The 25,351-nt window shown below is 72.4% G+C and carries 25 protein-coding genes and 2 pseudogenes; 16 read left to right on the top strand and 11 right to left on the bottom strand.

Annotated features, from left to right (window positions below):
- The first annotated feature begins 31 nt into the window (after positions 1-31).
- The 6 genes and pseudogenes from ACFYPJ_RS27485 to ACFYPJ_RS27460 all read left to right on the top strand — a co-directional run bounded on the left by ACFYPJ_RS27485 (position 32) and on the right by ACFYPJ_RS27460 (position 4,472).
- The gene (locus tag ACFYPJ_RS27485; RefSeq protein WP_389022501.1) at positions 32-748 is read left to right on the top strand and encodes a glycosyltransferase family 2 protein; all 717 of its coding nucleotides are present in this window, start codon (positions 32-34) and stop codon (positions 746-748) included.
- A complete protein-coding gene (locus ACFYPJ_RS27480; RefSeq protein WP_389022498.1) occupies positions 745-1,374 on the top strand; it encodes a DUF2064 domain-containing protein in 630 nt (209 codons plus the stop codon). The genes ACFYPJ_RS27485 and ACFYPJ_RS27480 overlap by 4 nt, the downstream gene beginning before the upstream one ends.
- Positions 1,375-1,445: 71 nt before the next feature.
- Positions 1,446-1,637, top strand: a pseudogene (locus ACFYPJ_RS27475) (SAM-dependent methyltransferase); the annotation flags it as partial.
- A pseudogene (locus ACFYPJ_RS27470) lies at positions 1,633-2,370 on the top strand (hypothetical protein); the annotation flags it as partial. The pseudogenes ACFYPJ_RS27475 and ACFYPJ_RS27470, both read left to right, overlap by 5 nt.
- Positions 2,371-2,499: 129 nt before the next feature.
- Positions 2,500-3,135 carry a helix-turn-helix domain-containing protein gene (locus ACFYPJ_RS27465; protein WP_389022495.1) on the top strand — a complete coding sequence of 212 codons (636 nt, stop codon included), beginning with the start codon at positions 2,500-2,502 and terminating at the stop codon, positions 3,133-3,135.
- A gap of 74 nt (positions 3,136-3,209) precedes the next feature.
- Positions 3,210-4,472 carry an MFS transporter gene (locus ACFYPJ_RS27460; RefSeq protein ID WP_389022492.1) on the top strand — a complete coding sequence of 421 codons (1,263 nt, stop codon included), beginning with the start codon at positions 3,210-3,212 and terminating at the stop codon, positions 4,470-4,472.
- A gap of 244 nt (positions 4,473-4,716) precedes the next feature.
- On the opposite strand, the gene ACFYPJ_RS27455 is transcribed toward ACFYPJ_RS27460, so the two are convergent.
- The 5 genes from ACFYPJ_RS27455 to ACFYPJ_RS27435 form a co-directional block, all read right to left on the bottom strand.
- Complete coding sequence (locus ACFYPJ_RS27455) at positions 4,717-5,742, bottom strand: alcohol dehydrogenase catalytic domain-containing protein (RefSeq protein ID WP_389022489.1); 1,026 nt, start codon at positions 5,740-5,742, stop codon at positions 4,717-4,719.
- Between the two features lie 112 nt (positions 5,743-5,854).
- The gene (locus ACFYPJ_RS27450) at positions 5,855-6,268 is read right to left on the bottom strand and encodes a VOC family protein (protein WP_389022486.1); all 414 of its coding nucleotides are present in this window, start codon (positions 6,266-6,268) and stop codon (positions 5,855-5,857) included.
- A gap of 126 nt (positions 6,269-6,394) precedes the next feature.
- Positions 6,395-7,219 carry an SAM-dependent methyltransferase gene (locus tag ACFYPJ_RS27445; RefSeq protein WP_389022483.1) on the bottom strand — a complete coding sequence of 275 codons (825 nt, stop codon included), beginning with the start codon at positions 7,217-7,219 and terminating at the stop codon, positions 6,395-6,397.
- 43 nt (positions 7,220-7,262) lie between these two features.
- Positions 7,263-7,538 (bottom strand): DUF397 domain-containing protein, encoded by a 276-nt coding sequence (locus ACFYPJ_RS27440; RefSeq protein WP_389022480.1) that lies wholly within the window; start codon positions 7,536-7,538, stop codon positions 7,263-7,265.
- On the bottom strand, positions 7,535-8,407 hold the full coding sequence (locus tag ACFYPJ_RS27435; RefSeq protein ID WP_389022477.1) for a helix-turn-helix domain-containing protein: 873 nt from the start codon (positions 8,405-8,407) through the stop codon (positions 7,535-7,537). Before ACFYPJ_RS27435 ends, ACFYPJ_RS27440 begins: the two co-directional genes overlap by 4 nt.
- Positions 8,408-8,719: 312 nt before the next feature.
- Here ACFYPJ_RS27435 and ACFYPJ_RS27430 point away from each other — a divergent pair, with 312 nt between their 5' ends.
- Positions 8,720-9,166 carry an ATP-binding protein gene (locus ACFYPJ_RS27430; protein ID WP_389022474.1) on the top strand — a complete coding sequence of 149 codons (447 nt, stop codon included), beginning with the start codon at positions 8,720-8,722 and terminating at the stop codon, positions 9,164-9,166.
- A 45-nt stretch (positions 9,167-9,211) separates the two neighbouring features.
- Here the strand turns inward: ACFYPJ_RS27430 and ACFYPJ_RS27425 are convergent, their stop codons facing one another.
- From ACFYPJ_RS27425 to ACFYPJ_RS27410, 4 genes are all read right to left on the bottom strand, one after another.
- A complete protein-coding gene (locus ACFYPJ_RS27425; protein WP_389022472.1) occupies positions 9,212-10,954 on the bottom strand; it encodes a hypothetical protein in 1,743 nt (580 codons plus the stop codon).
- Positions 10,951-12,798 carry a flavin-containing monooxygenase gene (locus ACFYPJ_RS27420; RefSeq protein WP_389022469.1) on the bottom strand — a complete coding sequence of 616 codons (1,848 nt, stop codon included), beginning with the start codon at positions 12,796-12,798 and terminating at the stop codon, positions 10,951-10,953. Before ACFYPJ_RS27420 ends, ACFYPJ_RS27425 begins: the two co-directional genes overlap by 4 nt.
- Positions 12,799-13,299: 501 nt before the next feature.
- Positions 13,300-13,506 carry a ferredoxin gene (locus tag ACFYPJ_RS27415; RefSeq protein ID WP_389022466.1) on the bottom strand — a complete coding sequence of 69 codons (207 nt, stop codon included), beginning with the start codon at positions 13,504-13,506 and terminating at the stop codon, positions 13,300-13,302.
- Positions 13,507-13,538: 32 nt separating this feature from the next.
- Entirely contained in the window at positions 13,539-14,756 is a 1,218-nt protein-coding gene (locus ACFYPJ_RS27410; RefSeq protein WP_389022464.1) for a cytochrome P450, read from the bottom strand.
- Positions 14,757-14,982: 226 nt separating this feature from the next.
- Between ACFYPJ_RS27410 and ACFYPJ_RS27405 the strand changes: the two genes are divergently transcribed.
- From ACFYPJ_RS27405 to ACFYPJ_RS27390, 4 genes are all read left to right on the top strand, one after another.
- Positions 14,983-15,486: a MarR family winged helix-turn-helix transcriptional regulator gene (locus ACFYPJ_RS27405; protein WP_389022461.1), complete on the top strand. Its 504-nt coding sequence runs from the start codon at positions 14,983-14,985 to the stop codon at positions 15,484-15,486.
- Positions 15,487-15,625: 139 nt separating this feature from the next.
- The gene (locus ACFYPJ_RS27400) at positions 15,626-15,844 is read left to right on the top strand and encodes a hypothetical protein (RefSeq protein ID WP_389022458.1); all 219 of its coding nucleotides are present in this window, start codon (positions 15,626-15,628) and stop codon (positions 15,842-15,844) included.
- 140 nt (positions 15,845-15,984) lie between these two features.
- Positions 15,985-17,484: a flotillin family protein gene (locus ACFYPJ_RS27395; RefSeq protein WP_389022455.1), complete on the top strand. Its 1,500-nt coding sequence runs from the start codon at positions 15,985-15,987 to the stop codon at positions 17,482-17,484.
- Positions 17,485-17,524: 40 nt separating this feature from the next.
- The gene (locus ACFYPJ_RS27390) at positions 17,525-17,971 is read left to right on the top strand and encodes a type II toxin-antitoxin system PemK/MazF family toxin (RefSeq protein WP_389022452.1); all 447 of its coding nucleotides are present in this window, start codon (positions 17,525-17,527) and stop codon (positions 17,969-17,971) included.
- 133 nt (positions 17,972-18,104) lie between these two features.
- Here the strand turns inward: ACFYPJ_RS27390 and ACFYPJ_RS27385 are convergent, their stop codons facing one another.
- A complete protein-coding gene (locus tag ACFYPJ_RS27385) occupies positions 18,105-18,932 on the bottom strand; it encodes a TIGR02452 family protein (RefSeq protein ID WP_389022449.1) in 828 nt (275 codons plus the stop codon).
- A gap of 277 nt (positions 18,933-19,209) precedes the next feature.
- Between ACFYPJ_RS27385 and egtA the strand changes: the two genes are divergently transcribed.
- Genes egtA through egtD form a run of 4 tightly spaced genes read left to right on the top strand, consistent with a single transcriptional unit; the run spans position 19,210 to position 23,625 of the window.
- On the top strand, positions 19,210-20,553 hold the full coding sequence (gene egtA / locus ACFYPJ_RS27380) for an ergothioneine biosynthesis glutamate--cysteine ligase EgtA (protein ID WP_389022446.1): 1,344 nt from the start codon (positions 19,210-19,212) through the stop codon (positions 20,551-20,553).
- Positions 20,550-21,890: an ergothioneine biosynthesis protein EgtB gene (egtB, locus tag ACFYPJ_RS27375; protein WP_389022444.1), complete on the top strand. Its 1,341-nt coding sequence runs from the start codon at positions 20,550-20,552 to the stop codon at positions 21,888-21,890. Before egtA ends, egtB begins: the two co-directional genes overlap by 4 nt.
- Positions 21,890-22,666 carry an ergothioneine biosynthesis protein EgtC gene (gene egtC / locus ACFYPJ_RS27370; protein WP_389022442.1) on the top strand — a complete coding sequence of 259 codons (777 nt, stop codon included), beginning with the start codon at positions 21,890-21,892 and terminating at the stop codon, positions 22,664-22,666. Before egtB ends, egtC begins: the two co-directional genes overlap by 1 nt.
- The gene (egtD, locus tag ACFYPJ_RS27365; protein ID WP_389022439.1) at positions 22,663-23,625 is read left to right on the top strand and encodes an L-histidine N(alpha)-methyltransferase; all 963 of its coding nucleotides are present in this window, start codon (positions 22,663-22,665) and stop codon (positions 23,623-23,625) included. The genes egtC and egtD overlap by 4 nt, the downstream gene beginning before the upstream one ends.
- 1 nt (position 23,626) lies before the next feature.
- On the opposite strand, the gene ACFYPJ_RS27360 is transcribed toward egtD, so the two are convergent.
- Positions 23,627-24,883 carry an extracellular solute-binding protein gene (locus tag ACFYPJ_RS27360; RefSeq protein WP_389022726.1) on the bottom strand — a complete coding sequence of 419 codons (1,257 nt, stop codon included), beginning with the start codon at positions 24,881-24,883 and terminating at the stop codon, positions 23,627-23,629.
- 247 nt (positions 24,884-25,130) lie between these two features.
- Here ACFYPJ_RS27360 and ACFYPJ_RS27355 point away from each other — a divergent pair, with 247 nt between their 5' ends.
- Positions 25,131-25,346 carry a dodecin gene (locus tag ACFYPJ_RS27355; protein ID WP_389022436.1) on the top strand — a complete coding sequence of 72 codons (216 nt, stop codon included), beginning with the start codon at positions 25,131-25,133 and terminating at the stop codon, positions 25,344-25,346.
- Positions 25,347-25,351 lie beyond the last annotated feature (5 nt).

Raw genomic sequence — 25,351 nt, 5'->3', positions numbered from 1 at the left:
AAGCCCGATATGCCCTTTTCGTACTCGTAGGGTGAGTGCCGTGACGATCTCTCCCACGACCCCGGCGGTCGATGTGGTCCTCCCCTGCCTGGACGAGGCCGCGGCCCTGCCCTGGGTGATCGGCCGGATCCCGGCCGGCTGGCGCGCACTCGTCGTCGACAACGGCTCCACCGACGGCTCGGCGGACGTCGCCCGCGGCCTCGGTGCGACCGTCGTGCACGAGCGGCGCCGCGGCTTCGGCTCGGCCTGCCACGCCGGGCTGCTGTCCGCCACCGCCGACGTCGTGTGCTTCTGCGACTGCGACGGCTCCCTCGACCCCGCGCTGCTGGTGCCGTTCGTGCACGAGGTCCGCGCGGGCCGGGCCGACCTGGTGCTCGGCCGGCGCCGGCCGCGCGGCCGGGGCGCCTGGCCGGCCCATGCCCGCGCGGGCAATCTCGCGCTCGCCCGGCTGCTGCGCCGCCGCACCGGGCTGCGCCTGCACGACCTCGGCCCGCTGCGGGCCGCCCGCCGCGAGCCGCTGCTCGCCCTCGGCCTCACCGACCGGCGCAGCGGCTACCCGCTGGAGATGGTGGTGCGGGCGGCCGACGCGGGCTGGCACGTCACCGAGTACGACGTCCCCTATCTGCCGCGCACCGGCGCCTCGAAGGTCACCGGCACCTGGCGCGGCACCTGGCACACAGTCCGCGACATGCGCCAGGTGCTGGCCGCGCCTGCGGTGCCCGCGGCGGGAGGTGGCAGGCCCCGATGACCGCCTCGGCGCCCACCCTGCTCGTCATCGCCAAGGAACCCCGTCCAGGCCGGGTGAAGACCCGCCTCACCCCGCCGTTCACGCCCCGGCAGGCGGCCGAGCTCGCCGAGGCCGCGCTCGCCGACACGCTGGCGGCCGTGGCGGACGCGCCGGCCGCCCGCCGGGTCCTCGTCCTGGAGGGCTCACCCGGCCCCTGGCTGCCACCCGGCTTCGACGTCGTACCGCAGGGCGGAGGCGGCCTGGACGAGCGGCTGGCGGACGCCTTCGCCGGCTGCGGCGGACCCGCCCTGCTCATCGGCATGGACACCCCGCAGGTGACACCGGCGCTGCTCACGGTGGACTTCGCCGACTGCGACGCCTACTTCGGGCCGGCCGAGGACGGCGGCTTCTGGGCACTGGGACTGGCGGTCCCGGTCCCCGAGTTGCTGCGGGGCGTCCCCATGTCGACGGCCGAGACGGGTGCGGTCCAGCGGGCCCGGCTGGTCGCCGCCGGCCTGCGGGTGCGCGATCTGCCCCGGCTGCGCGACGTGGACACCGCGGCCGACGCCCGCGCGGTCGCCGCGGCGGCCCCGCGCGGCCGGTTCGCCGCGCGGCTCGCCCGGCTCGGCACGGGCGTCGGCCGATGACCGCCGTACCCGGCGCCGCCGCCTCGGTCGCCGCGGCGCCGTGGGACGCGGGCGATCCCTACGCGGACGCGCTGCGCACCGGCCGCGGCCCGCTGTTCCTGCGGCGCGGCGACGGCTGGCTGCTCCCGCTGGAGGTGGAGCGCTGGTGCGCCGCGGCCGACGCGGTCGACCTCGCGGTGCTGGAGCGCTGCGAGGGCGCGGTGCTCGACGTGGGGTGCGGGCCGGGACGGCTGGTGGCGGCGCTCGCCGCGCGGGGCCGGCCGGCCCGCCGAAGCGTACTTCGCGGCCGTCGCCGCCCGGGCCGTGGCGCTCCTCGCCCTGGCCGTCACGCGCGGTTCGCCGGAGGCGGCGGGCTCCGGGCTGCTGTTCGGCCTGACCTGCTATCTCTCGTACGGACTCACGCTGTTCGCGGTGATCGGGGCGGCGGTGCTGATGCTGAGCCGGCGCCGGATACGCGAGCGGTCCGTTCTGCTCGCCCCGCTGGCCGCCGGGCTGGCCGTGACACCGCTGGCGTTCACGCTCGCCGGCTTCGGCTGTTGGGAGGCGTACCACCTGCTGGTCACCCGCTACTACCAGGGCGTGGGCGGCATCCGCCCGTACGGCTACTGGGTGTGGGCCGATCTCGCCGGCACGGTGATCATCACGGGCCTGGCCACCGCGGCGGGTCTCGCACGGGCCGGATCGGCGCTCGCCCGGCAGCGCGGCGCGGCCCTGTCCCGGCCGGACGGCACCGGCGGCCCGGACGGCTCATCCGGGCCGGACCGTACCGGTGGCCCGGCCGCCGCCCGCCTCGCGCTGCTCCTGGCCGCCGCCCTGCTCCCGCTGCTGGCCGCCGACCTGTCCGGGATGAGCAAGGCCGAGACGGAACGCATCTGGCTGCCCTTCGCGATGTGGCTGCTCGCATGCTGCGCGTCCCTGGACCGCCCGCGAGTCCGGCTCACCACCCAGGCGTTGCTTGCGCTCCTCGTCAACCACCTGCTGCTGACCGGCTGGTGACCGAGCGGCCCCGGGAACGCCCCTGGGACGAACCGATCGTTGCGAACTACCGTTCCCTGACAGCTCTTTACAAAGAGTTCTTCGCGAAGAACTCTTTGCGAAGAACTCTTTGCGGTCTAGAGTGCCGGTATGACGGACACGGAGAAAGGACCGGACGACTCGCCCGCCACGGCGGATTCGGTCGTTCTGGACGCCAGGGGCCTGCGCGCTCTGGCCCACCCGGTGCGACTGCGGTTGATCGGGCTGCTGCGGAGGTACGGCCCTTCGACGGCCACCCGCCTCGCCGAACGGCTGGGCGTGAACTCCGGGACGGCCAGCTATCACCTGCGCCAGCTCGGCGCGGCCGGATTCGTCGAGGAGGACACGGAACGCGGCAACGCCCGTGACCGCTGGTGGCGTTCGGTGCACCAGATGACCGAGATGAGCGTCCTGGACCTGGTGGAACGGGAACCGGAGGCCGCGCTGTCCTATCTGCAGTCCGTCGCCGCGGCGTACACCCTGCGCACCCAGCAGACATTCAACGAGCTGGAGACGATGCCCCGTCCGTGGCGGAGCGCCTTCGACCTGAGCGACCGGGCGCTGCGGCTGACGCCCGACGAAGCCGTCGCGCTGCGGGAGGAGTTGTGGGCGGTGATCGCCCGCTACGCCGGCGACGCACCGGAGTCCGACGCGCGAGCCGCCGAGGGCGCGGCGCGGGTCGGTGTCATCGTCCAGATCCTGCCCGAGCTGGACACCCCCGCCTTCGCCGAGGACCTGGCACCGTGACGGGCGGCGGGTCGGGGGGCGGCAGAACGTCGGCACAGCGCTCGTTACGACCGTTCGGCGGGGTGCTGGCGGCGATGGCCGTATCCCTGACCGGAACCCGGGTGTCCGCCGTGGCCCTGCCCTGGTTCGTGCTCGTCACGACCGGCAGCGCCACCCGGACCGGGCTGGTCGCCTTCTTCGAGATGACCCCGTACGTGCTGGTCAAGGCGTTCACCGGGCCGCTGGTCGACCGGGCGGGCCCGCGGGCCGTCTCCTGGACCACCGATCTGGTCAGCGCCTGCGCCGCCGCCGCGGTCCCCCTCCTGTACGCCGCCGACCTGCTGTCCTATCCGCTGCTGCTGGCCCTGGTAGCGGTGATCGGCGCGGCCCGCGGGCCCGGTGACCTGGCCAAGGAGGTCATGGTGCCGGAGGCGGCCGAGCGCGGCGGGATCCCGCTGGAGCGGGCCACGGGTCTGACGGGCGTGACGGAACGACTGGCGGCCACCGCCGGCCCGGCCGCCGGTGGCGCCCTGGTGGCCCTGGTCGGCCCGTTGCCGGGGCTCATGGTCAACGCGGGCTCCTTCGCGCTGGGTTCGCTGATCGTGCGGCTGTTGTTACCCCGTGGCCTGGGCCGGACGGCCGAGGAGGTCCCGTCGCGGGCCGGGGCGGCGGAAACGGGCTACTGGCGACGGTTCGGCGAGGGCCTGGCCTTCCTGCGCGGCGAGCCGCTGATGCTCACCGTCGTGGTCATGGTCGGCATCACCAATCTGCTGGACGCCGGGTTCAGCTCGGTGCTGCTGCCGGTCTGGGCCAAGGAGTCCGGTGGCGGGGCCGGCGCGATCGGCCTGCTGGGCAGTGTCTCGGGGGTGGCGGCGGTCGCGGGGAGCCTGATCGCCGCGCTGGCCGCGCCCCGGCTGCCGCGCCGCGCGGTGTTCTTCATCGGATTCCTGCTGGCCGGGGCACCGAGGTTCCTGGTCCTCGCCTCGGGTGCGCCCCTGGGTGCGGTGCTGGCCGTGTTCGCCGTCAGTGGGTTCGGCTCGGGCTTCATCAACCCGGTGCTGGGGGCCGTCCTCCTCGAACGGGTGCCGCGTCGTCTGCTGGGCCGGGTGAACGCGCTCGGCGACGCACTGGCCTGGGCGGGCATTCCGCTCGGCGGGCTGATCGCCGGGGCGGCGGTGACCTCCGCCGGGCTGGTGCCGGTGCTGCTCGTGGGCGGGGCCGCCTACTTCCTCACCACGAATCTGACCGCGCTGCGGCCGGAGTGGCGTGAGATGCGCGGTGCGGGCGAACGCGATGCCACACAGCGGAGCCCCGGGAACGACGCACGGTCCACCGCCGGGTCGGACCTCACGGGCTGACGCCGCCCGGCCGCCCACGGCCACCCCCGGGTGCCCGCCGCCGGAAGGCCACCGGGCGGAAGGCCACCGGGCGGGAACACCGCATCGCCGACCGCGGACACCCCGCCGGATCCGGCCCGGCCCGCCGCAGGACCCGGCAGCCGACGGACGACGGGCGACGGGCGACGGGCGACGGCCCCGGACCCTCCCGGGGCGATCCCGGGGCGGGGGAGGTCGGGGCCGTGCTCCGGTGGGCGGTGGGGTGTCAGGACGTGGTGAGCACCATCCGGAAGCGCGCTCCGCCGGAGAGCATCTTCTGGTACGCCTCGCCGGCCTGGTCCAGCGGCACGATCTCGGTCATCGGACGGATGCCGTGCAGCATGCTGAAGGCCATGGTGTCCATCACGTCCTGCGCGGTGCCCGAGGGATGGCCGCGGACCACCCGGCCGGGCATCAGCAGCTCGGCCGGGGCGATCCCGATCGGTTCGTCCGCCACTCCGATGACCACCAGCTCGCCACGGGGCGTGAGCCCGTTCACGGTCTCGGTGATGGCGGCGGAATTCGCGGCGGTGGCGAGCACGGCCTTGGCCCCGCCGAGCGAGCGGAGTGCGTCGGCGACGGGCGTGCTGGACGTGCTGTCGACGTAGTGGTGGGCGCCGAGTTGCTTGGCCAGGTCGGCCTTCTCGGGACCGCGGGCGATGGCCACGGTCTCGAAGCCCATGGCGACGGCGTACTTCACCGCCAGGTGGCCGAGGCCGCCGAGGCCGAGCACGGCGACCGTGTCACCGGACCGGGCGGAGCTGCGCCGCAGCCCGTTGAACGTGGTCACGCCGGCGCAGGCCATCGGCCCGGCGTCGCTCGCGGCGAGCCCGGCGGGAATCCTGGCCAGGGCGTCGACCGGAGCGATCACCTGCTCGGCGAAGCCTCCGTCGTAGGCCCACCCGGGGACCTTCAGGTTCTCGCACACGATGAAGTCGCCCTGCCGGCAGGGCGTGCAGTGACCGCAGCTGCCGCCGAACCAGCCCACCGCGACGCGATCGCCCAGCTGCCAGCCCATGTCCGCCGCGCCCTCGCCCAGGGCCTCGATGCGCCCGGCGATCTCGTGTCCGGGAACCACCGGGAACCGGACACCGGGCACATCGGCGTTCACAAAGCTCGCGTCGCTGCGGCAGACTCCGCAGGCTTCCACAGCGATCCGGACGTGTCCGGGGCCCGGCTGTGGTGTCTCCCGCTCGGTGGTCTCGAACGGTCCGCCTCTGGTGGGCACCTGCGCGACTTTGTAGCTACTCATGTGTCTCTCCGCGAACGAGTGCACCCCCGAGCAGTACAGCAGCTCTGGTCCGCTCGCGCGCGCCGAACGGACCCGCCGTACGGGCCCGCACTACGGCCGCGCCACGGGCGGGTCAGCCCCTCCGCGGCGCGATGTCGATCATCCAAGGGACGCCGAAGCGGTCCGTGCACATGCCGAACTCGTCGCCCCACGCCTGCGTTTCCAGCGGCAGGGACACGATGCCGTCTGCGGACAGCTTCTCCCAGTAGCCGCGCAACTCGGTGTCGTCGTCGCCGCTCAGACTCACCGAGAAATTGTTGCCCTGAGTGTGTTCGAGCCCGGCCGGCGCGTCGGCTCCCATCAGGGTGAAACCGCTCGGGGTCTCCAGCAGGGCATGCATGATCCGGTCGGCGCCCGGGGCGTCCGGCTCCCCGGATTCGCCGTACGTGCTGACGGTCAGGGTGCCGCCGAAGACGTCCCGGTAGAACTCCATCGCCTGCCGGGCGTCGCCGCTGAAACTGAGGTATGGGTTGAGGCGCGAGGCCATGAGAACCTCCTGCACACGGGTCGGTGGTCGCTTGGCCGCACAGTAACGCGGTCCATCGACAACGGCCCGCCGAGCCACCCGGCCCCGGATCCGGCGACGACGCCCTGGCACTTCCGCAGTGCCCGGCTACGGCTTGATGCCCACGCCCACCAACATGCTGACCTCGGCGTCCGTGGGCTCCTCGGCGGCGGTCGCGGCCTCGTCGGCGGACCGCCGCCAGCGGTGGGCGAGCACGATGCCCGGCTCCATCAGGTCGAGACCGTCGAAGAAGCGAACGACTTCCTCCTTGGAGCGCGTCTGCGCCGGGGTCCCCGACTTGACGTACAGGTCGACGACCTTCGCCCAGGCGTCGGGGGCGTAATCGGACGTGACCTGGCTCAGGGCCAGCACGCTCCCGGAGGGGACGGCGTCGAGGTAGCGGGCCACTATGCCGTACGGGTCCATCTCGTCGATGACGAAGTGCATCAGCGCGTTCAGCGACAGGGCGATCGGCTTGTCGAAGTCCAGCACCTCGGCCGCTTCCACGGCTGCGAGCAGGGACTTCGGGTCAGTGGCGTCCGCCTCGACGTACGCGGTGCGGCCCTGCGGGGTGCTGCGCATCAGACGCTCGGCGTACTTGAGGACGAGCGGGTCGTTGTCGGCATAGACCACCCTGGCATCGGGAGCCACGGACTGGGCGACCTGGTGCAGGTTGGGCTCCGTGGGGATGCCCGTGCCGATGTCGAGCCACTGCCGGATGCCGTGCTCCTTGGCGAGGATCCGGGTGGCCCGGTGCATGAACTTCCGGTTCTCCCCGGCGCACGCGAAGACTCCGGGGAAGAGTTCCGCGACGGTTGCGGCGGCCTTCTTGTCGACCGAGAAATGGTCCTTGCCGCCGAGGTAGTAGTCGTACATGCGGGCCGAGTGCGGCCTGCTGGTGTCGAGGTCCCGGCCCGCGTGGGTGTTGGTCATGCTGTCCCTTTCGGAGTGTGCGTCGGTGTACCGGCAGGCCGGTTCAGCCGACCGTGAGGTGATCGGCCATGCCTTGTTTGACCCCGCGGACGAAGGCGCTGATCTCCTCAGGCGTATAGATCAGCGCCGGTCCGGCCGGGTCGGTCGACTGGCGGACGGCAACCCGGCCGTCCGCCAGTTGCTTCGTCTCCACGCATTGACCGCCGTTGGGCCCGCTCCACGGGCGCTCCCAACCCTGCTCGCCCAGCTCCGAGGCCGGCATCCCGTTGTAGACAATTCTGTTGACGTGGGTGGTGGGGGTGGTTGTGGGGGTGGTCATGAGTACTCCTTGCGCATGCGGTTCAAGAGCACCTTGCTGTCCTCGGACGAGGTCAGCAGCGACATGCGGGTGTGCGCCTCCAGGTGGGAGACCACGTCTTCGCGCTGGTCCAGATACATCGAGCCGGAAAGGATCTCGGTGTAGACGATGTCCGGCAGTTCCGGTTCCTCGAACCGGAAGTAGGTGAAGGGGGCGCACGCACCGACGTGTGCACCGGCGGAGAAGGGCACGATGTCGATGCTGACATGCCCGAGTTCCGAGACTTCCAGGAGCCGGTCGATCTGCTCGCGCATCACCTGTGGACCGCCCACCGCCCGGTGCAGTACGGCTTCCTCCATGACCACCCAGAGGGTGGGAGCGTCCGGCGTCGCCAGCAGGCTCTGCCGACGCAACCGCAGGTCCACGCGGCGCTCCAGCTCCTCCTCGCTGCCGTTGGGGAAACCTCCGCGCAGCACTTCACGCGCGTAGACGTGCGTCTGGAGCAGGCCGGTGACGTAATGGGGTTCGTAGGTGCGCAGGGTCTTGGCACCGGTCTCCAGACTCACGTACGCCGTGAACCAGTTGGGCAGCACGTCACGGTAGGCGCTCCACCAGCCGGGCTCGTTGGCCCGCTCGGCCAGGGCGACGAACTCGTCGATCTCCTGGGTGCCCGCCCCGTAGGTCTCCAGCAGCTTCTCTACGTAGAGCGGTTTCAGGGCGACTTCGGCCTTCTCCAGCCGCCGGATCGTCAGTGACGTGACGCGCAGCGCCTTGGCCGCGTCCTCCAACGAGGCTCCGGCGGCTTGCCGCATGTCCTGGAGCCTGCGGCCGAGGATCATACGCAGGACCGTGGGTGCGCTGGCGCCGGAGCCGGATCTGCCTTCGCTCACGCCACTACCTCCTGATGGACTGTCACCCATGTGAGTCTGACAGTCACTTGTGGAGAAAGCCAGACCGATACCTACTTGCTGAAATTATCAGAGAGACGGTTGCAGTATGAAGTGAGTGCCGAGCATAGTTGACCGTGTGAGCAAACTCGCCGCAGCCGTGGTGCGCCGCCATCTGCCGTCATTCGAACGGGAGTTAGCGCCGCCACCCGGCGCTAGGACTACGGGTCATCCCCTGAACGCGCCCCTCCCCCACGGGCTTTCCCGTTGCTGTCGGCTCCGCCCCGCGCCCGTTCCCCTTGGAAGGCGAACTCCGTGACCCCCCACACGACCCCCACCATCCACCGCCCGGTTGCCGCTCCCCCGTACCAGGAACACTGGTTCGGCCTGCCTGCGCTGCGCACCAGCGTGAAAGCTGCGCGTGACACCGTGCGCGAGCGGCTGTGCTCGTGGCGGGTGCCCGGCGACCTGTGCTGCGACGCCGTGCTGCTCGTCTCCGAACTGGCCACCAACGCCGTCATACACACGGGCAGCAGGCGCTTCCTGTGCGGTCTTTCCCTGGCCGGCAACGAGAGCCTGCACATCGAGGTGCACGACGACGACCACACCACGAGCCGTCCGACCGGACGCCACCCCGGCCCCCGTGACGAGGGCGGACGGGGGCTGCTGCTGGTGCACCAGCTCTCCGCGGACTGGGGAGCCGACCGGTCCACCCGGACCCAGGGCACGGTGGTCTGGGCAGACCTGCGGTACTGCGCCTGACCTGGTCCGGCCGGCCCCGAGGGGGGGAGGGGACCGGCCGGGCCGTCAGACGGCGGGACGGGCCGCCGCCAGCCGCAGGACCGTGCCCTCGCCGTCGGCCGCGAGCAGCAGACAGCCGTCGGGGGTGACGGCGAGACCCGCGAAGCTGCGGGGTAAGCCCGGCATGCCGCCGGCGAACAGTGCGGGCTCGGCGCGGGGCACCACTCCGGGCGGCGGGCCCACCGGCAGGTTCTCGGCGTCCACCCGCCACTCGCCGGTGACGGGGGAGATCGCCAGCAGCCTGCGGTGCGTGCGCTCCACCGTGAACAGTTCGCCGCCCAGCACGGCCAGCCCCTCGGGGGTCCCGAGGCCGTCCGCTACGACGGCCGCCGACCCGTCGTCGTCGATGCGGAGCACCGCGCCCAGCCGGTCGTCGCTCACGTAGCAGTGCCCCTGCCCGTCGAAGGCGACGTCCACCGGACCGGCGAGCCCCTCGGCCCGCACGGTGAGCGTGTCGCGGCCGTCGATCGACACGATGCGGCCGGCGTCCGCCTCGGCCACGACGAGCGCGCCGTCCGGTCCCACGGTGATGCCGAGGGGCCGCCGCAGGCCCGTGGCCCGCACCCGGGTGGCGCCCGTCCCGGTGTCCTGCGTGCGAACCTCGCCGTACTGCGAGGTGGAGTGCAGCAGCCTGCCGTCGGCGGCGATGCCGTGGGCGAACGGCAGGAGGATCCGGGTGGTCACCCCGGTCGGCCCGGACCCGGTCAGGGCCGGTGCAGGCCCGGCGGTCCCGGCACCGGCCGACGGCCCGCCCGGATCACCTCCGTCGTCGGGTGCCGGACTCGCAATCCGGTAGTGATCGGCCGCGTACACCGTGCCGCCGAGGTCGATCGTGACGCCGTAAGGGCCGTCGAGTCCGGTGGGCACGACCTGACGGGTCCGGCCGTCGGGGTGCAGTTCCGTGACGCCGCCGCTGGCGTAGCTGGAGACGAACATCCGGTTCTCCGCGTCGAACGCGGCGTTGTCCAGGCCGGTCAGCCCGCTGGTGACCAGCGTGCGGGCGCCGCTCCCGTGGAGGTCGATCCGGGTGACGATGCCCTCCGGACCGCGGGAGAGGACGTGCAGCACCCCGCCGCGGTCGAAGCGGACCGCGACCGGCTGGAGCACGTCGTCCGCGACCAGTTCGGGACTGCCGCCGTCCGGCGGGATCCGCCAGACCTGTCCGGTGTTCACAGGGTCGGCGCCGCTCATCATGTGCGGGTAGTAGAGGTAGCCGTCGGGACCGAGCTGCATCGCGTTGCCGAGCGCCAGGCCCCGGGTGAGCACCACCGGGTCGCGGCCGTCCGGGAAGAGTTCCAGCAGCCGGCCGTCGGGCTTCATCTCGTTCACGAACAGGCGGTCGCCGATGCACGTGATGCCGTTGGGGTTGACCACGTCGGACCGGACCAGCGTGTACGTGCCCCGCGGGTCGCGCCGCCACACCCTTCCGGGGACCAGGTCGGCGACGTACATCGAACCGTCCGCGCCGAAGGCGAGGTCGTCGGGCGACTGCACCGGCCCGTCCATCGGTACGACCGTTTCGACGTCTCCGGTGGCCGGGTCCACGGCGCTGATCTGCCCGGCGAGGAACTGGGCGACGTACAGGCGGCCGTCCGGCCCGAACGCCACGCCGTTCGAACCCCACAGCCGGTTGGGCGGGTTGAGCCGCCGGGCCGCCCACCGTGCGCTCGTGGTGCGGGCAAGGCCCGTCTCGTCGAACCGGCTGGGGCGGCCGGACCCGGCCGCCGCGGAGCGGTCGCCGGCGTTCACTCCGCATCGACCAGGACGTCACGCACCCCGCCGTCGGCACGCCAGCTCCGCAGCAGTGCGTGGAAGGCGACCGGTCCGTCCCCGTACTGCTGGCCGGCCGCGTGCGGCTTGCCCTCGTTGTTGTAGTAGCCGGGGGTGCACTCGGCGCGGAAGGCGGCCAGGTCCGCGGCCTTCTCCCGGATCGTGGCCACCCAGGCGGCCTCGGCCTCGGCGGCCGGTTCGACGTACCGGGCCCGCCGTTCCCGGGCCTGCGCGACGACTTCGGCCACGTGGACGGCCTGCTCGTCGAGGACGTGGACGTAGTTGACCGCGGCGGCGTTCTGCAGCGGTCCGAGCTGGAACAGGTTGGGGAAGCCGTGGCTGTAGAACCCGTGCAGGGTCCGCGGCCCGTCCCGCCACGCCTCCCGCAGCCCGACACCGCCCCGGCCGTACGCGGGCAGCCGGCCGGACAGCAGCCCGGAGACACCGACCTCGAAACCGGTGCCGAAGACGATGCAGTCCACCTCGTACGACGTCCCGCCCACCTCTACGGCGTGCTCGGTGATCCGCTCGACGCCATGGGTGTCGGCGGTGTCGACGAGGGTGACGTTCGGCCGGTTGAAGGTCTGCAGATACGTGTCGCTGAACGTGGGCCGCTTGCACATGTACCGGTACCAGGGTTTGAGCTTCGCGGCCGTCGCCGGGTCCGTGACGACGGCGTCCACCCGGGCGCGCAGCTCGTCCATCTTCTGGAAGTCGGCGATCTCGTAGGCCCGTTCGCGTTCCTCGGGCGGGACCTGCGCGTAGCTGTTGGTCGGGATCATCTTCTCCTGGAGCCGGGCGCTGGAGGTCCAGGCGTCGTCCACCAGGTCCTCGGCCGCCCGGATGCCGGTGACGACCTGGAGGAAGTTGTCCCGGCGGCGCCGCTGCCAGCCGGACTCCAGGGCGGCGGCCCACTCGGGATCGGTGGGCCGGTTGCCGCGTACGTCGACGGAGGACGGGGTGCGCTGGAAGACGTACAGGTGCCCGGCGTCGGCCCCGAGGTGCGGCACGACCTGGACGGCGGTGGCGCCGGTGCCGATGAGGGCCACCCGCTTGCCGGCCAGCCTGTCGAGTCCGCCGTTCGCGTCGCCGCCGGTGTAGGCGTAGTCCCAGCGACTGGTGTGGAACGTATGTCCCCGGAAGGTCTCAAGACCGGGTATGCCGGGCAGTTTGACCTGGCTGAGTGTGCCGGTGGCGACCACCACGTACCGGGCCCTGATCCGGTCCCCGCGGTCGGTGCGGACGAGCCACTCGCAGGTGCCCTCGTCCCAGCGCAGTTCGGTCACCACGGTCTGGAAGCAGACGTCGTCGTAGAGGCCGAAGCGGCGGGCGACGGCCCGTGCGTGCTGCCGGATCTCCTCCCCCGGCGCGTACTTCCACGCCGGGACGTGGCCCACTTCCTCCAGCAGGGGCAGGTAGATGTACGACTCGATGTCGCAGTGGATGCCCGGGTAGCGGTTCCAGTACCAGGTGCCGCCGAAGTCCGCGCCCTTCTCGACGATCCGGATCGAGTCCACGCCGGCCTGACGCAGCCGCGCGCCGGCCAGCAGTCCGCCGAACCCGCCGCCCACGACAAGCACGTCCACCTGGTCGTGCCTGGGCTCCCGGGTGAACTCCGCGTCGGCGTGCGGGTCTTCGTCGAAGGACGCGAACTCGTCGGTCGGGCGCCGGTACTGGGCGTTTCCCTCGGGGCGGATCCGACGGTCGCGTTCCGCCCGGTACTTCGCCCGCAGGGCGTCCAGGTCCAGGTCCGGTTCCAGGGACGGGTCCGGGTCGTGCGGGTGGGAGGCGGGCGGCGACGACTCGGTGCGGGGGGCGGGCATGTGCGTTCTGGTTCCTTTCGGGCGGGGCTGCTGGGTGTCGGTCGGGAGGGGCGGTCGGTGTGAGGGAGACGGTCACGCGGCGGTTCGGTCGGACAGGGTTGGACGGACGCGTGACGGGCCGTGCAGGCAGTGCCCGGTGCTGCGGGGGCGCCATGCGGCCGGGGGTGCCGTGCGACCAGGTTCGGGGGCGGGGTTCGGGGTGAAGGGCGCGGGCCCGTGCGTGAGGGACCCGCGTGGAGGATGGATGCATACGGCGGTGGGTGGCCGGTCCCGATACCGGGTCTGCGGGTGGGCGGGGTCCACGGCCGGGTTCGTGGCCCGGGAGTTCGTGACCCGGACGGATCTGAGCGTGGACGGATCTCAGCGTGAGCGGTTCGGAACGTGAGCGGACGGCCCAGCCGGTGGCCGGGATCCCGGCGAGTGCCGGAATCCCGCCCGGTGCGCGGCTGGGCCTGGTCCCTCCTCTGTCAGCCGGTGCCGCGGGCGAAGGTGCCGCGCGACTCAGGCAGGAGTCTCCTCGGCCACCGTGATGGCAGCCGCCGGGCAGACGGCCGCGGCCTCCCGCACGGCCGCGTGCAGCTCCGGTGCGGGTTCCGGGTCGAGCAGCACGACGACGCCGTCCTCGTCACGCTGGTCGAACACCTCCGGCACGGTCAGCACGCACTGGCCGGCACCGCAGCAACGGTCCTGATCCACAGTGATCTTCACTGGACGGTCCTTTCCTTCCGGGTGCGATCCCGTCACCAGCTCACGGGAACCGTGCTCGGTCCGGCCACGAGAAGACCCTCGATGCGCGGCAGTTCCTCGGCGGGCACGTCCAGGCGGAGCGTGGGCACCTTGTGCAGCAGAACCTCCAGGGCGACCTGGAGTTCCGTGCGGGCCAGGGCCTGGCCCAGACAGGAGTGCGGTCCGGCGCCGAACGTCAGATGCGGGTTCGGGGACCGGGTGAGGTCCATGCGATCCGCTTCGGCGAAGGTCCGTTCGTCGCGGTTGGCGGCGGCCATGCTGCACACGACGGTGGTTCCGCCGGGCAGCAGTTCGCCGTCGATCTCGATGTCCTCGGTGAGGTAACGCCGCATGCCGAAACCGACGTTGACGTCGAAGCGGAGCGACTCCTCCACCGCGGTGCGCACCAGGCCGGGATCGGCCACCAGCCGCTCCCACCGGCTGCGGTCGGCGAGCAGCAGGCAGACCATCTTGCCGATCATGTTCGCGGTGGTCTCGTGCCCGGCCACCAGCAGGCCCATGCCGGTGGCGACGAGTTCCTCGCCGGTCAGCCCCTGGCCCTCCGACTCGCTCCCCTTGACCAGCATGCTGATCAGGTCGTCGCCGGGCCGTTTCCGGGTCGCCTCGATGTGCGCCGCCATGTACGCGGCGAACTCGTCGTGCTCCGCCCTCGCCTGCTCGCCGGTGAGGCGGGTGACGTTCAGGAAGGCGTCGGACCAGTGGGAGAAGCGCTCCCGGTCCTCGGCGGGAACGCCCAGGATGTCGCAGATCACGTAGACGGGCAGCGGGAAACCGAGACTGGCCCTGAGGTCGCCGGGCCGGCCCTGCGCGAGCATGTCGTCCACCAGTTGTCCGGCGGTGCGCACCATGCCGGGGCGCAGCGCCGTCATGCGCTTGGCGGTGAAGTACTTGCCCACCTGGCGCCGCCACCGCAGGTGCGGCTCGCCCCGGTCCGGCAGGGTCAGCGCGCCCTCGCCGTCGGCGGCGGGGCCGCCCGCGCCCTCGGGAGCGATCCGGGCGGCGCCCTCGCCGGCCTTGGGGCGGGTGAAGCGGGTGTCGGCGAGGACCGACTTGACGTGGTCGTAGCGGGTCAGGAGGGCAGCCTCGTCGCCGCTGGGGAGTTCGACGGTGGCCACCGGGCACTGCCGGCGGAGCCGCTCCCACTCGGCGGGCGGCTCCAGGGGGCTGTCGCTGGGCAGGGGCAGGCGCAGGGTCTGGTCTTTGGGTCGCATCTGCTTCTCCTAGTGGGGGCTGGAGATTCGGGGTGGGGGTGATTCAGAGTGAGGGCGCGGCGGACAGACGCGGACGCGGTCACAGGCAGGACGCTATTCACATTGTGCATCCTGCATCAAGTGTGCATGATGCACTTCTCGTCCATTGGCGTGTTTTCACCGTAAGGTGAAGCGCACAGTCACCAGCGGGAGAGCACACGGTCACGGGGGACGGAGGGGTACCGGAGTGGATGCGCGTGAGGCGGGGGAACGCATCGAGCTGGAGCTGCTGATCCTGACGCGCCACCGGGAGATGACCTCCCGCGGGGTGCGCGGCGGCGACGAGCTGGATCGCAGCGCGTACGTCCTGCTCAGCCGACTGGAGGTGCAGGGGCCGATGTCCGTGCCGGACTTCGTCGAGGCATTCGGACTGGCCGCATCGACGTTCACCCGGCAGACCTCGGCCCTGCTGCGTCAGGGGCTGGTCGAGCGGACGCCCGATCCGGACGGCGGGATGGCCCGCAAGTACCGCATCACCGCAGAAGGGGGGCGGCGGCTCACCGTACAGCGGGAGACCATCGTCGACGGTCTCACCCAGGTCGTCGCAGGCTGGCCCCCGGAGCGCCGGCTGCGGTTCATCGCCGACCTGCGGCAGTTCAACTCGGACATCGAGCGCTTCACCAGCCGCCCCTGGCCCAGAACCGCGTCGCCACGGCCCCAGACCGCCGCCGTCCCCGACGAATCGGTCTGACGGCGCAAAAGCATCACCGTCAGCGGGCCCGTGCGGGTGCGGAAGCACACCGCTCCGGCAGCCCCGCCGACCCGGGTGCCTGAGCATCGGACCGGGCAATACCCGGCCGTTCGACGGCCCTTGGCCGTAGCCTGTGGCCATGGGCGATGCGTCGATGGTCGGGCTCGTGGGGCGGGTCACCGGGACGGTCGGACCGGGGCTGGTCGGCGAGGTGATCGTGCGGGTGCGCGGCGGCGCGGAGCACTTCCTCGCCCACGCCGCGACCGGAACGGGCCGGATCGAGCCGGGCACGGTGGTGATGGTGGTGGAGTACCTGCCGCCGAGAACGGTGTACGTCACGGCCGCGTACGACAGTTGAGCATGCTCCGCCCCAGGTGAAGGCGGGGTACGTCAAAATTGGGGCAAGGATCCGCCGACGCCTTCACCGGCGGCTGCGCCGAGCGCACACTCCCTTCGTCCGGTGCCGAACAGGCACCCAGGCAAGGGGGGCGCAGGCCGATGTCCGTCGGCATTGGAGCGGGGGCGGTCGCCGTCGCCGTTCTCGCGTTGATCGCACTGCTCAAGTTGATGTGGCGGGTCGCGGAGCCGAACGAGGCGCTCGTCATCTCCGGTTCCAAACACCGCACCGAGGGCCTTGAGGAGGGCATGGGTTTCCGTATCGTCACCGGGCGCGGCACACTGGTGCTGCCCGGCGTCCAGGCGGTGCGCAAGCTCTCCCTCGATCTGAACGAGACCGAGCTGCACGTGGACTGCGTGACCCACCAGGGCATCCCGCTCAAGGTGCAGGGCGTGGTCATCTTCAAGATCGGCGACGACTTCGTGTCGATCGCCAACGCGGCCCGGCGCTTCCTGGACCAGCAGTGGCAGATGTCCGATCGGGTGCACCACGTCTTCGCCGGCCATCTGCGCTCCATCGTGGGCGGCCTGACCGTCGAGGACATGATCCGCGACCGGGAGAAGCTCACCGGGCAGACCCGGGCGGCCTGCGGTACGGAGATGGAGAAACTGGGGCTGATCGTCGACTCGCTGCAGATCCACGAGATCGAGGACCCGAGCGGCTACATCCAGAATCTGGCCGCGCCGCACGCGGCGGCCGTACAGCGGGACGCGCGCATCGCACAGGCGGAGGCGAACCGGCTCGCCACCGAGGCGGAGCAGCAGTCGTTCGCGCGGATGGCGGAGGCCACCCGGGACAGCGAGATACTTCAGGCCGGTTACCAGGCCGAGCGGGACAAGGCGGCGGCGAAGGCCCGGCAGGCCGGTCCGCTCGCCGAAGCGGGCGCCCGGCAGGAGGTCGTCGTCCAGGAGACCCGGGTGGCCGAGTTGGAGGCGAACCGGCGCGAACAGCAGCTCCAGGCGGACGTGCGCAAGCCCGCCGACGCCCAGGCGTACGAGAAGCGCACCCTGGCCGAGGCCGAGCGGGACGCCCGGATCTCGGCGGCGCAGGCCAAGGCGAAGGAGACGGAACTGGCGGCGGCGGCCGAGGCGACCCGGGTGAAGACGGCCGCGAGCGCGGAGGCCGAGGCGACCAAGAACCGGGGCTCGGCCGGTGCGGCGGCGACCCGGGCGACGGGTGAGGCCGAGGCCGCCGCGGCGCAGGCGAAGGGCCTGGCGGACGCCGAGGCGACCCGGGCCAAGGGGCTCGCGGAGGCCGAGGCCATCAAGGCGCGGGCGGCGGCCCTCGCCGAGAACCAGGAGGCCGTCGTGGCCCAGCAACTCGCCGAGAACTGGCCGGAGATCGTCCGGGCGGGCGCGTCGGCCTTCGGCAACGTGGACAACATGGTGTTGCTCAACGGCGCCGACGGCATGGCGGACATGTTCGCGAAGGCGCTCACCATGGGCGGCACCGGGCTGGGCCTGGCCCGCCAGCTGCTGGCCTCCATGAACCAGAACGGCCAGTCGCACAACGGTCCTTCTCCGAACGGGACTTCCCCGGCCGGCGGCGCGTCCGGGGCGCCCCGCACGCAGCATGTGCCGGTGACGACGGATCGGGGGTGACCCCGCGCGGGTGCTGCGGGGGACCCCTTAGGGTTCCCCCGTGACTGCCTTTGCCGATGAGGACATCCCGGGCCGCTACGGCCCCTCCGCCACCACCGAGGCCGACCCGCACGACGTGGGCCGGGTGCGTACCGACTATGCGCCCGCGCACGACGGCGACCCCGATCCCGGAGAGATCGTGTGGACCTGGGTGCCGTTCGAGGAGAACGACGGGCGCGGCAAGGACCGGCCGGTGCTGGTCGTGGCCCGGGAGGCGGGCGGCACGCTGCTCGCGGTGCAGTTGTCGAGCAAGCGGCACGACGGCGACCGGGAGTGGGTGGCGATCGGCAGCGGGCCGTGGGACCGGTCGGGGCGCGACTCCTGGGTGGACGTGGACCGGGTGCTGCGACTGCACGAGGACGGCATGCGCCGGGAGGCCTGTGCCCTGGACCGGATGCGGTTCAACCTGGTGGTGCACCGGCTGCGGGAGCGCTACGGCTGGCGCTGAGATGCCGGAGCACGGATGCGGTCAAGCCTCGGGGTGCACCGGCTGCCGGAGCGCTACGGCCGGCGCCGAGGTGGCGGAGCACCGCATGACGCGGTAGCCGCGGAGGAGGGCGCCGCGGGCAGCAGCGAAGGCCCTACGGTCGGCGCTGCGGCGTCCTGAACGCCCGCGCGAAGGCGTCCCGCACCACGGCTCCCGGTGTGCGGTCCAGCACCCCGAACACCACGCGTTCGAATGTATGCGCGAATCGCCCGCCGGGGCCGAGCAGCGTGTGGAAGGCGCCCGCCACCTGGGCGGGGTCGTTCTGGAACACCCCGCAGCCCCAGGCGCCCAGCACCAGCCGCCGGTAGCCGTGCGCCGCTGCGACTTCCAGGACCCGCCCCGCCCGCACGGCGAGGGCCTGCGGCAGTTCGCCCGCGCGCTGCGGCGCCGAGCGCTTCACGACCCCGGCGTTCGGTGCCGCGGCCGTGAGGAATCCGGCCGTGAACGGCTCGTCGAGGAGGGCGCCGCGGTCGTCCCGGAAGACGGGCACGGCCGGTGAGTGGATGACCCGGTCGGTGTAGAACGGGTCGCGGTGGGCGCGGTGGTGGTCGTAGAACTCCGGGGCCCGGCGCAGGCAGGTGTACAGCGCGGAGGCACGGCACAGGTCCTCTTCCTGGGCCTGGGCGCCGTTCAGATATCCGCCGCCCGGGTTACGAGCCGAGGCGAAATTCAGCAGGGCCACCGGTGCGGCGGCCAGCCGGGCCGCGGCCTGGAGGCTGCTTTCGCCCGTGACCTCGAAGAACGTGTCGACAGGTGGGGCCGACGGCACCTCCACCGGACCCGGCCCGTGCACCCGCGTGCCGTCACGCGCGGCCTCGATCGTCGCGGCCAGCGTGACAGCGCGTCCGCCGGGTGTGCGATAGGCGCCGGCCGCCACGATCTGCTCCGTTTCGCGTGCCACCGCGCGCAGGCGCGCGCTCATGTCGCCGCCTCCGTGAAAGCCCTGGCCACCCGCCCCGCGTTCGCCCCCGTAATGCTCATGGGCGCATCGTGGGCGATGCTGGTGCTGCGGTGCAACGGGGTTTTCCCGCCCGCGGAACGTGCTGGAAACGCCCACGGAAACGGAGGTGACCGATCCGGAACATCCGGTAGCGCACTCTTGTGCGAATCACTTTCAGGGTCTTGGGTGGGACGAGCCCCTGCCCGGCCCCACCGGATTCCGGGCCGGTGGCATGGTGGAATCTCAGGAGGATCCCGACATGTCAGATGCATCTACCGCTTCGGCGAGCGACTGTACGCACCCCCGTACCGCCCTCACGGAGGCCGAGGTCGAGGCGCTGGTCCGCGGCATCTGTTTCAAGACCGGCCCGCCCCGCACCGTCGGCGTGGAACTGGAATGGCTCGTACACGAACTGCGGACCCCGCAGCTCCCCGTGACACCCGAACGACTCGAAGCGGCCTACGCCGCACTACGGCCCGTGCACCTGAGGTCGGCGCTCACCGTCGAGCCCGGCGGCCAGCTGGAGCTGAGTTCGCCGCCCGCCGCCTCCCTGATGGAGTGCATAGGCACCGTCTCCGCCGATCTCGACGCCGTCCGCGCGGTACTGCGCAGCGACGGCCTCGACCTGGTCGGCCTCGGCCACGATCCCTGGCACCCGCCCCGCCGCTTCCTGCGCGAGCCGCGCTACGAGGCGATGGAGATGTGTCTCGACCGCACCGGCCCGGCCGGCCGTCACATGATGTGCGCCTCGGCCTCCGTCCAGGTGTGCCTGGACGCCGGCTACGAGGAACCGGGACCGCTCGGCCACGGGCGGCGCTGGTGGCTCGCTCACCAGCTGGGTCCGGTCCTGGTGGCCGCCTTCGCCAACTCCCCGATGGCCGGGCGGCGGCCCACCGGCTGGCGCTCCACCCGGCAACTGCTGTGGATGGAGATCGGGCCCGGCCGGGCGGGTGCGCCCCCGCTGACCGGGGAGCCGCGCAACGCCTGGGCCCGGCACGTCCTGGACGCGCCGGTGATGTGCGTGCGCCGGGACGGCGGCCCCTGGGACGTCCCCGACGGACTCAGCTTCCGCGACTGGACCCGCTCCCGCACACCGCGGGCACCCACCAAGGAAGACCTCGACTACCACCTGACGACCCTGTTCCCGCCGGTCAGACCGCGCGGTCACCTGGAGCTGCGCATGATCGACGCGCAGCCCGGCGAGGACGGCTGGATCGTGCCGCTCGCGGTGACGACCGCGCTGTTCGACGACCCGCAGGCCGCCGAGACCGCCTACCGGGCCGTGAAGCCGCTGGCCGAGCGTTCGCAGACGCGTCCCGCGCCGCACAATCCGCTCTGGCTCGACGCGGCCCGCACCGGCCTCGGCGACCCCGAACTGCACGACGCGGCGGTCGGCTGTTTCGCGGCGGCCCTGGAGGCGCTGCCCAGGCTCGGCGCCGGTACCGAGGTCACGGACGCGGTCGCCGCGTACTTCGAACGCTACGTCCGCCGGGGCCGCTGCCCCGCCGACGACCTGCTCGACGACGTGCGCGCCCTGGACGGACGGACCCGGCTCCGCCCGGCCGGCGTGCACTCCGCTCATGGGAAGGACTTCCCCGTATGACCCCCGAGATGGACGGCGCGGCCGTCACCTCCGCGACGGGCGGCGAAGCCGTCCGCGCACGCGCGCTGGCCTCGCTCACCCGGGCCCGGGCCCGCACCACCCTGCTGACCAGCTGCGTCGAGGAACCCGACCTCACCGCGCAGCACTCGCCGCTGATGTCCCCGCTGGTGTGGGACCTCGCCCACATCGGCAACCAGGAGGAGCTGTGGCTGCTGCGGGCGGTCGGCGGGCGGGATGCGATGCGGCCCGAGATAGACGGGCTCTACGACGCCTTCGAGCATCCGCGGGCCGAGCGGCCCACACTGCCGCTGCTGCCGCCCGCCGAGGCCCGCAGATACGCGGCCGAGGTGCGGGGCCGCGCCCTCGACCTGCTGGAGGGCGCCGCGTTCCACGGGAGTCCGCTGACCGAGGCGGGCTTCGCCTTCGGGATGATCGCGCAGCACGAACAGCAGCACGACGAGACGATGCTGATCACCCATCAGCTCCGTACGGGCCCGCAGGCGCTCACCGCGCCCGACCCGGCCCCGGCGCCACCGTTCGACGGACCGGCCGAAGTCCTGGTCCCCGGCGGCCCGTTCACCATGGGCACCTCCACCGAGCCGTGGGCACTGGACAACGAGCGTCCGGCGCACCGGCGTGAGGTGGCGCCGTTCCACATCGACACGACTCCGGTGACGAACGCCGCGTACCAGGGGTTCATCGAGGACGGCGGCTACGACGACGAGCGCTGGTGGGCCCCGGCGGGCTGGGCGCACATCCGCCGGCACGGCATCGTCGCCCCGCAGTTCTGGCACCGCGAGGACGGACAGTGGCTGCGCCGCCGCTTCGGTGCCACCGAGGTCGTCCCGCCGGACGAGCCGGTGCTGCACGTGTGCTGGTACGAGGCGGACGCGTACGCGCGCTGGGCCGGGCGCCGGCTGCCCACCGAGGCGGAGTGGGAGAAGGCCGCCCGGCACGATCCGCTCCAGGACCGTTCGAGACGCTACCCGTGGGGCGACGACGACCCGTCGCCCGACCAGGCCAACCTGGGCCAGCGCCATCTGCGCCCGGCCCCGGCCGGCAGCTATCCGGCCGGCGCGTCGCCGCTGGGCGTACGGCAGTTGATGGGCGACGTGTGGGAGTGGACGGCGAGCGACTTCCTGCCCTACCCGGGGTTCACCGCGTTCCCGTACAAGGAGTACTCGGAGGTGTTCTTCGGGCCCGAGTGCAAGGTGCTGCGCGGCGGCTCGTTCGCGGTGGACCAGGTGGCCTGCCGGGGCACGTTCCGCAACTGGGACTATCCGATCCGGCGGCAGATCTTCTCCGGGTTCCGCACCGCCCGCTCGGAGGCCGTCTGATGTGCCGCCACCTGGCCTGCCTGGGCCCCGAGGAGCCGCTCGGCCGGCGCCTGGCGGACCCGCCGCACGGCCTGTACCGGCAGGCGTGGGCACCGCGGCGGCAGCGGCACGGGACGGTCAACGCCGACGGCTTCGGGGTGGGCTGGTACGCACCGGACGACCCGGTGCCCGCCCGCTACCGGCGGGCCGGGCCGATCTGGGCCGACCCGTCCTTCGCCGACCTGGCCCGGGTCGTACGCACCGGTGCGCTGCTCGCCGCCGTACGCGACGCGACCCTGCCGGGCGCGGACGGAGAGGCCGCGGCGGCGCCCTTCGCCGCGGACCGCTGGCTGTTCAGCCACAACGGCGCGGTGGCCGGCTGGCCCGCGTCGGCGGCGCCGCTGGTCCCGGGGCTGCCGCCGGTCGAGATGCTGTCGCTGGCCGCGCGCACGGACTCGGCGTTCGTCTGGGCGCTGCTGCTGCACCGGCTGCGCGCGGGTGAGGACCCCGGCGGCGCGCTGGCCGGCACGGTCCGTGAGCTGGCCGAGGCCGCCCCGGCCTCCCGGCTCAATCTGCTGCTGACCGACGGCACCGCGATCCTGGCCACCGCCTGGGGCGACACCCTCTGGTACCTGGCCGAACCGGGCGGCGCCACCGTCGTCGCCTCCGAACCGTACGACGACGATCCGCGCTGGCGGGAGGTCCCCGACCGCACCCTGCTCCACGCGGACCGCACCGAGGTCCGGCTCAGCTCGCTCAAGGACCCGGCACCCGCACGTAAGGAGCCTTGCACGTGACCTCCCTGCACGTCACCCGCACCCTGCCGGAGGACGCCACGGACGCGGCGCTGCGCGCCGACGTCCGCCGCGGCCTGACCTCGACCCCCAAGACGCTGCCGCCGAAGTGGTTCTACGACGCGCGGGGCAGCGAACTGTTCGAGCGGATCACCGAACTGCCCGAGTACTACCCGACGCGGGCCGAACGGGAGATCCTGCTCGCCCGGGCGGGCGAGATCGCCGCCGCGACCGGCGCCCGCACCCTGGTCGAACTGGGCTCCGGTTCCTCGGAGAAGACCCGGCACCTGATCGACGCCCTCACCGCGCTGCACGTCTATGTGCCGGTGGACGTCAGCGAGAGCGCGCTCACCCAGGCCGCCCGGTCTCTGATCGAGGAGCGTCCCGGGCTCGCCGTGCACGCTCTGATCGCGGACTTCACGGCCGAACTGGCGTTGCCGCCCACGCCCGGCCCCAGACTGCTGGCGTTCCTCGGCGGCACCATCGGCAATCTGCTGCCCGCGGAACGGGCCGCCTTCCTGGCCTCGGTGCGCCGTCTGCTGTCGCCGGGCGACACCCTGCTGCTCGGCACGGACCTGGTCAAGGACGAACAAACCCTGGTCCACGCGTACGACGACGCGGCGGGGGTGACGGCCGAGTTCGACAAGAACGTACTGGCCGTCGTCAACCGCGAGCTGGGCGCCGACTTCGATCCCGACGCGTTCGACCACGTGGCGCTGTGGGACGCGCGGCACGAGTGGGTCGAGATGCGGCTGCGCGCCCGCACGGCACAGACCGTGAAGGTCCCGGCGCTCGACCTCGCCGTGGAATTCGCGGCGGGCGAGGAACTGCGCACCGAGGTGTCGGCGAAGTTCCGCAAGAGCGGCGTGAGCGCGGAACTGGCCGCCGCCGGACTTGAGCTGACCCGCTGGTGGACCGACACCGCGGGCCGCTTCGCGCTGTCGCTCAGCACCGTCCGGTGAGTCACCCGAAGGCCGGGGCGAGCTTCCCCGTGATCTGTTCGGAGGCGCGGCGGGCCTCGCTCGCGGGGTCCGCGCCGCCGAGCACCTTGGTCATGTACGGCTTGATCGGATTCTTCGCCTCGACCTCGGTCCACTGAGGTGTGTTGGGGGTCGCCCGGCCGTGCGCGGCACCTGCCGCCATGGCGGCGGCCCCCTCCGAGGCGTCGACGGCGCTCGCCAGCCTCGCCTTGTTGGGCACGTAGTTCATGGCGCGGGCCAGTTCGGTGTTCCACTTGGCCCCGGTGAGCGCGGCGACGACGGCCACGGCCCCGTCCCGGTCGTCGGTGTTCTGCGGCACGACCAGGTCGGAGCCGCCGGTGAACATGGACCCGGGCCGGTCGGCGGTCAACCCGGGCACCGGGAAGTAGCCCAGTCTGTCCTTGAGTTCGGGGTTGTGCTGGAGGATGGTCTGGGTCAGTCCGGGAACGGCCACGATCTGTGCCACCCGGCCCTGCGCGAACACGCCTGCCTGGGGCGGGTGTTCCTCGTCGGCGCCGGCGGGGCCCGCGCCGAGCGCCTGGAGCCGTCGGTAGAAGTCCATGCCGCGCAGCGCCGCGGGGGTGTCCAGGGTGCCCTTCCACACGCCGTCCTTCTCCTCGGCGAGTTCGCCGCCCTCGTCCCAGATGAACCCGGAGAGCGTGTACCAGTCCTGGCCGGCGAGGTAGATGCCCTGGCCGTCGCCCTGGTCCAGCTTCTCGGTGTCGGTGAGCCATTCGTCGCGGGTCCTGGGCGGCCGGGCGATACCGGCCTGCTGGAACAGGTCCTTGCGGTAGATGACGACGCGGTTGGCGGCGTACCAGGGGATGCCGAACTGGCGGGAGCCCTCCTGGCCCGGCTCGGCGAGGCCGGGCAGCCAGTCCTTTTTGCCCCAGTCGCGCAGCGACTCCAGCGACAGGTCGGTCAGCCGCCCGCCCTCGACGTACTGCGAGACCTGGGTGTTGCCGACCTCGATGACGTCGGGGCCCGAGCCGGGGCCGCCCCTGAGCGTCTTCTGCACCTTCCCGACGATCCCGGTCCATTCCTGGATGCGGAATTCGAGGCGGATGTCCTGGTGGCGGCGCTCGAAGTCGTCGGTGAAGCGGTCCAGGAAGTCCTTCGAGGCGCTTCCCTTCATCAGCCACACGGTGACCGTGTGGCGCTCGCTGCCACCGGGCAGCAGACCGCAGCCCCCGGCGAGGAAGGCGGACACACAACAGACGGCGAGCAGACGGCGTCGCAGCGGAACCTGTCTCACGTGGGGTCCTGTTCTGTCTACGGACAGGGGGAAGGGGCCCGACATGGGGGGACGAGCGACTGACTCGTACGGGTGTGCTGATTTTGGTATGGACCAATGCGGCGGTCAAGTGGTGCCGTCGGTGCGACTGTGACGCCTCGCGCTCCGCCTCCGCATACGGCACCGTGGAGTGACGTGCGACACACCGGCCACGGGGGACGGGGCACGCGTCAGCGCCGAGAGGAGCACCCGCATGTCCAACCACACCTATCGGGTCACCGAGATCGTCGGTACCTCGCAGGAGGGCATCGACCAGGCCATCCGCAACGGCATCGCGCGCGCCGGACAGACTCTGCGCAACCTGGACTGGTTCGAGGTGACGCAGGTCAGGGGGCAGATCGAGAACGGGCGGATCGAGTACTACCAGGTCGGCCTGAAAGTGGGGTTCCGCATCGAGGGCGAGGACTGAGGCGC

Source organism: Streptomyces sp. NPDC006012, from assembly GCF_042871185.1.
Classification (GTDB): Bacteria; Actinomycetota; Actinomycetes; order Streptomycetales; family Streptomycetaceae; genus Streptomyces.
Note: the sequence above shows the minus strand (reverse complement) of the source record. Positions and strands in the feature narration are given on the sequence as shown.

What these genes read in the sequence shown, in the direction of transcription:
- ACFYPJ_RS27480 (WP_389022498.1), top strand. Translation starts at nt 745, where the DNA reads ATGACCGCCTCGGCGCCCACCCTGCTCGTCATCGCCAAGGAACCCCGT.
- ACFYPJ_RS27465 (WP_389022495.1), top strand. Translation starts at nt 2,500, where the DNA reads ATGACGGACACGGAGAAAGGACCGGACGACTCGCCCGCCACGGCGGAT.
- ACFYPJ_RS27460 (WP_389022492.1), top strand. Translation starts at nt 3,210, where the DNA reads ATGGCCGTATCCCTGACCGGAACCCGGGTGTCCGCCGTGGCCCTGCCC.
- ACFYPJ_RS27455 (WP_389022489.1), bottom strand. Translation starts at nt 5,742, where the DNA reads ATGAGTAGCTACAAAGTCGCGCAGGTGCCCACCAGAGGCGGACCGTTC.
- ACFYPJ_RS27450 (WP_389022486.1), bottom strand. Translation starts at nt 6,268, where the DNA reads ATGGCCTCGCGCCTCAACCCATACCTCAGTTTCAGCGGCGACGCCCGG.
- ACFYPJ_RS27445 (WP_389022483.1), bottom strand. Translation starts at nt 7,219, where the DNA reads ATGACCAACACCCACGCGGGCCGGGACCTCGACACCAGCAGGCCGCAC.
- ACFYPJ_RS27440 (WP_389022480.1), bottom strand. Translation starts at nt 7,538, where the DNA reads ATGACCACCCCCACAACCACCCCCACCACCCACGTCAACAGAATTGTC.
- ACFYPJ_RS27420 (WP_389022469.1), bottom strand. Translation starts at nt 12,798, where the DNA reads ATGCCCGCCCCCCGCACCGAGTCGTCGCCGCCCGCCTCCCACCCGCAC.
- ACFYPJ_RS27410 (WP_389022464.1), bottom strand. Translation starts at nt 14,756, where the DNA reads ATGCGACCCAAAGACCAGACCCTGCGCCTGCCCCTGCCCAGCGACAGC.
- ACFYPJ_RS27400 (WP_389022458.1), top strand. Translation starts at nt 15,626, where the DNA reads ATGGGCGATGCGTCGATGGTCGGGCTCGTGGGGCGGGTCACCGGGACG.
- ACFYPJ_RS27395 (WP_389022455.1), top strand. Translation starts at nt 15,985, where the DNA reads ATGTCCGTCGGCATTGGAGCGGGGGCGGTCGCCGTCGCCGTTCTCGCG.
- ACFYPJ_RS27385 (WP_389022449.1), bottom strand. Translation starts at nt 18,932, where the DNA reads ATGAGCGCGCGCCTGCGCGCGGTGGCACGCGAAACGGAGCAGATCGTG.
- egtA (WP_389022446.1), top strand. Translation starts at nt 19,210, where the DNA reads ATGTCAGATGCATCTACCGCTTCGGCGAGCGACTGTACGCACCCCCGT.
- egtB (WP_389022444.1), top strand. Translation starts at nt 20,550, where the DNA reads ATGACCCCCGAGATGGACGGCGCGGCCGTCACCTCCGCGACGGGCGGC.
- egtC (WP_389022442.1), top strand. Translation starts at nt 21,890, where the DNA reads ATGTGCCGCCACCTGGCCTGCCTGGGCCCCGAGGAGCCGCTCGGCCGG.
- ACFYPJ_RS27355 (WP_389022436.1), top strand. Translation starts at nt 25,131, where the DNA reads ATGTCCAACCACACCTATCGGGTCACCGAGATCGTCGGTACCTCGCAG.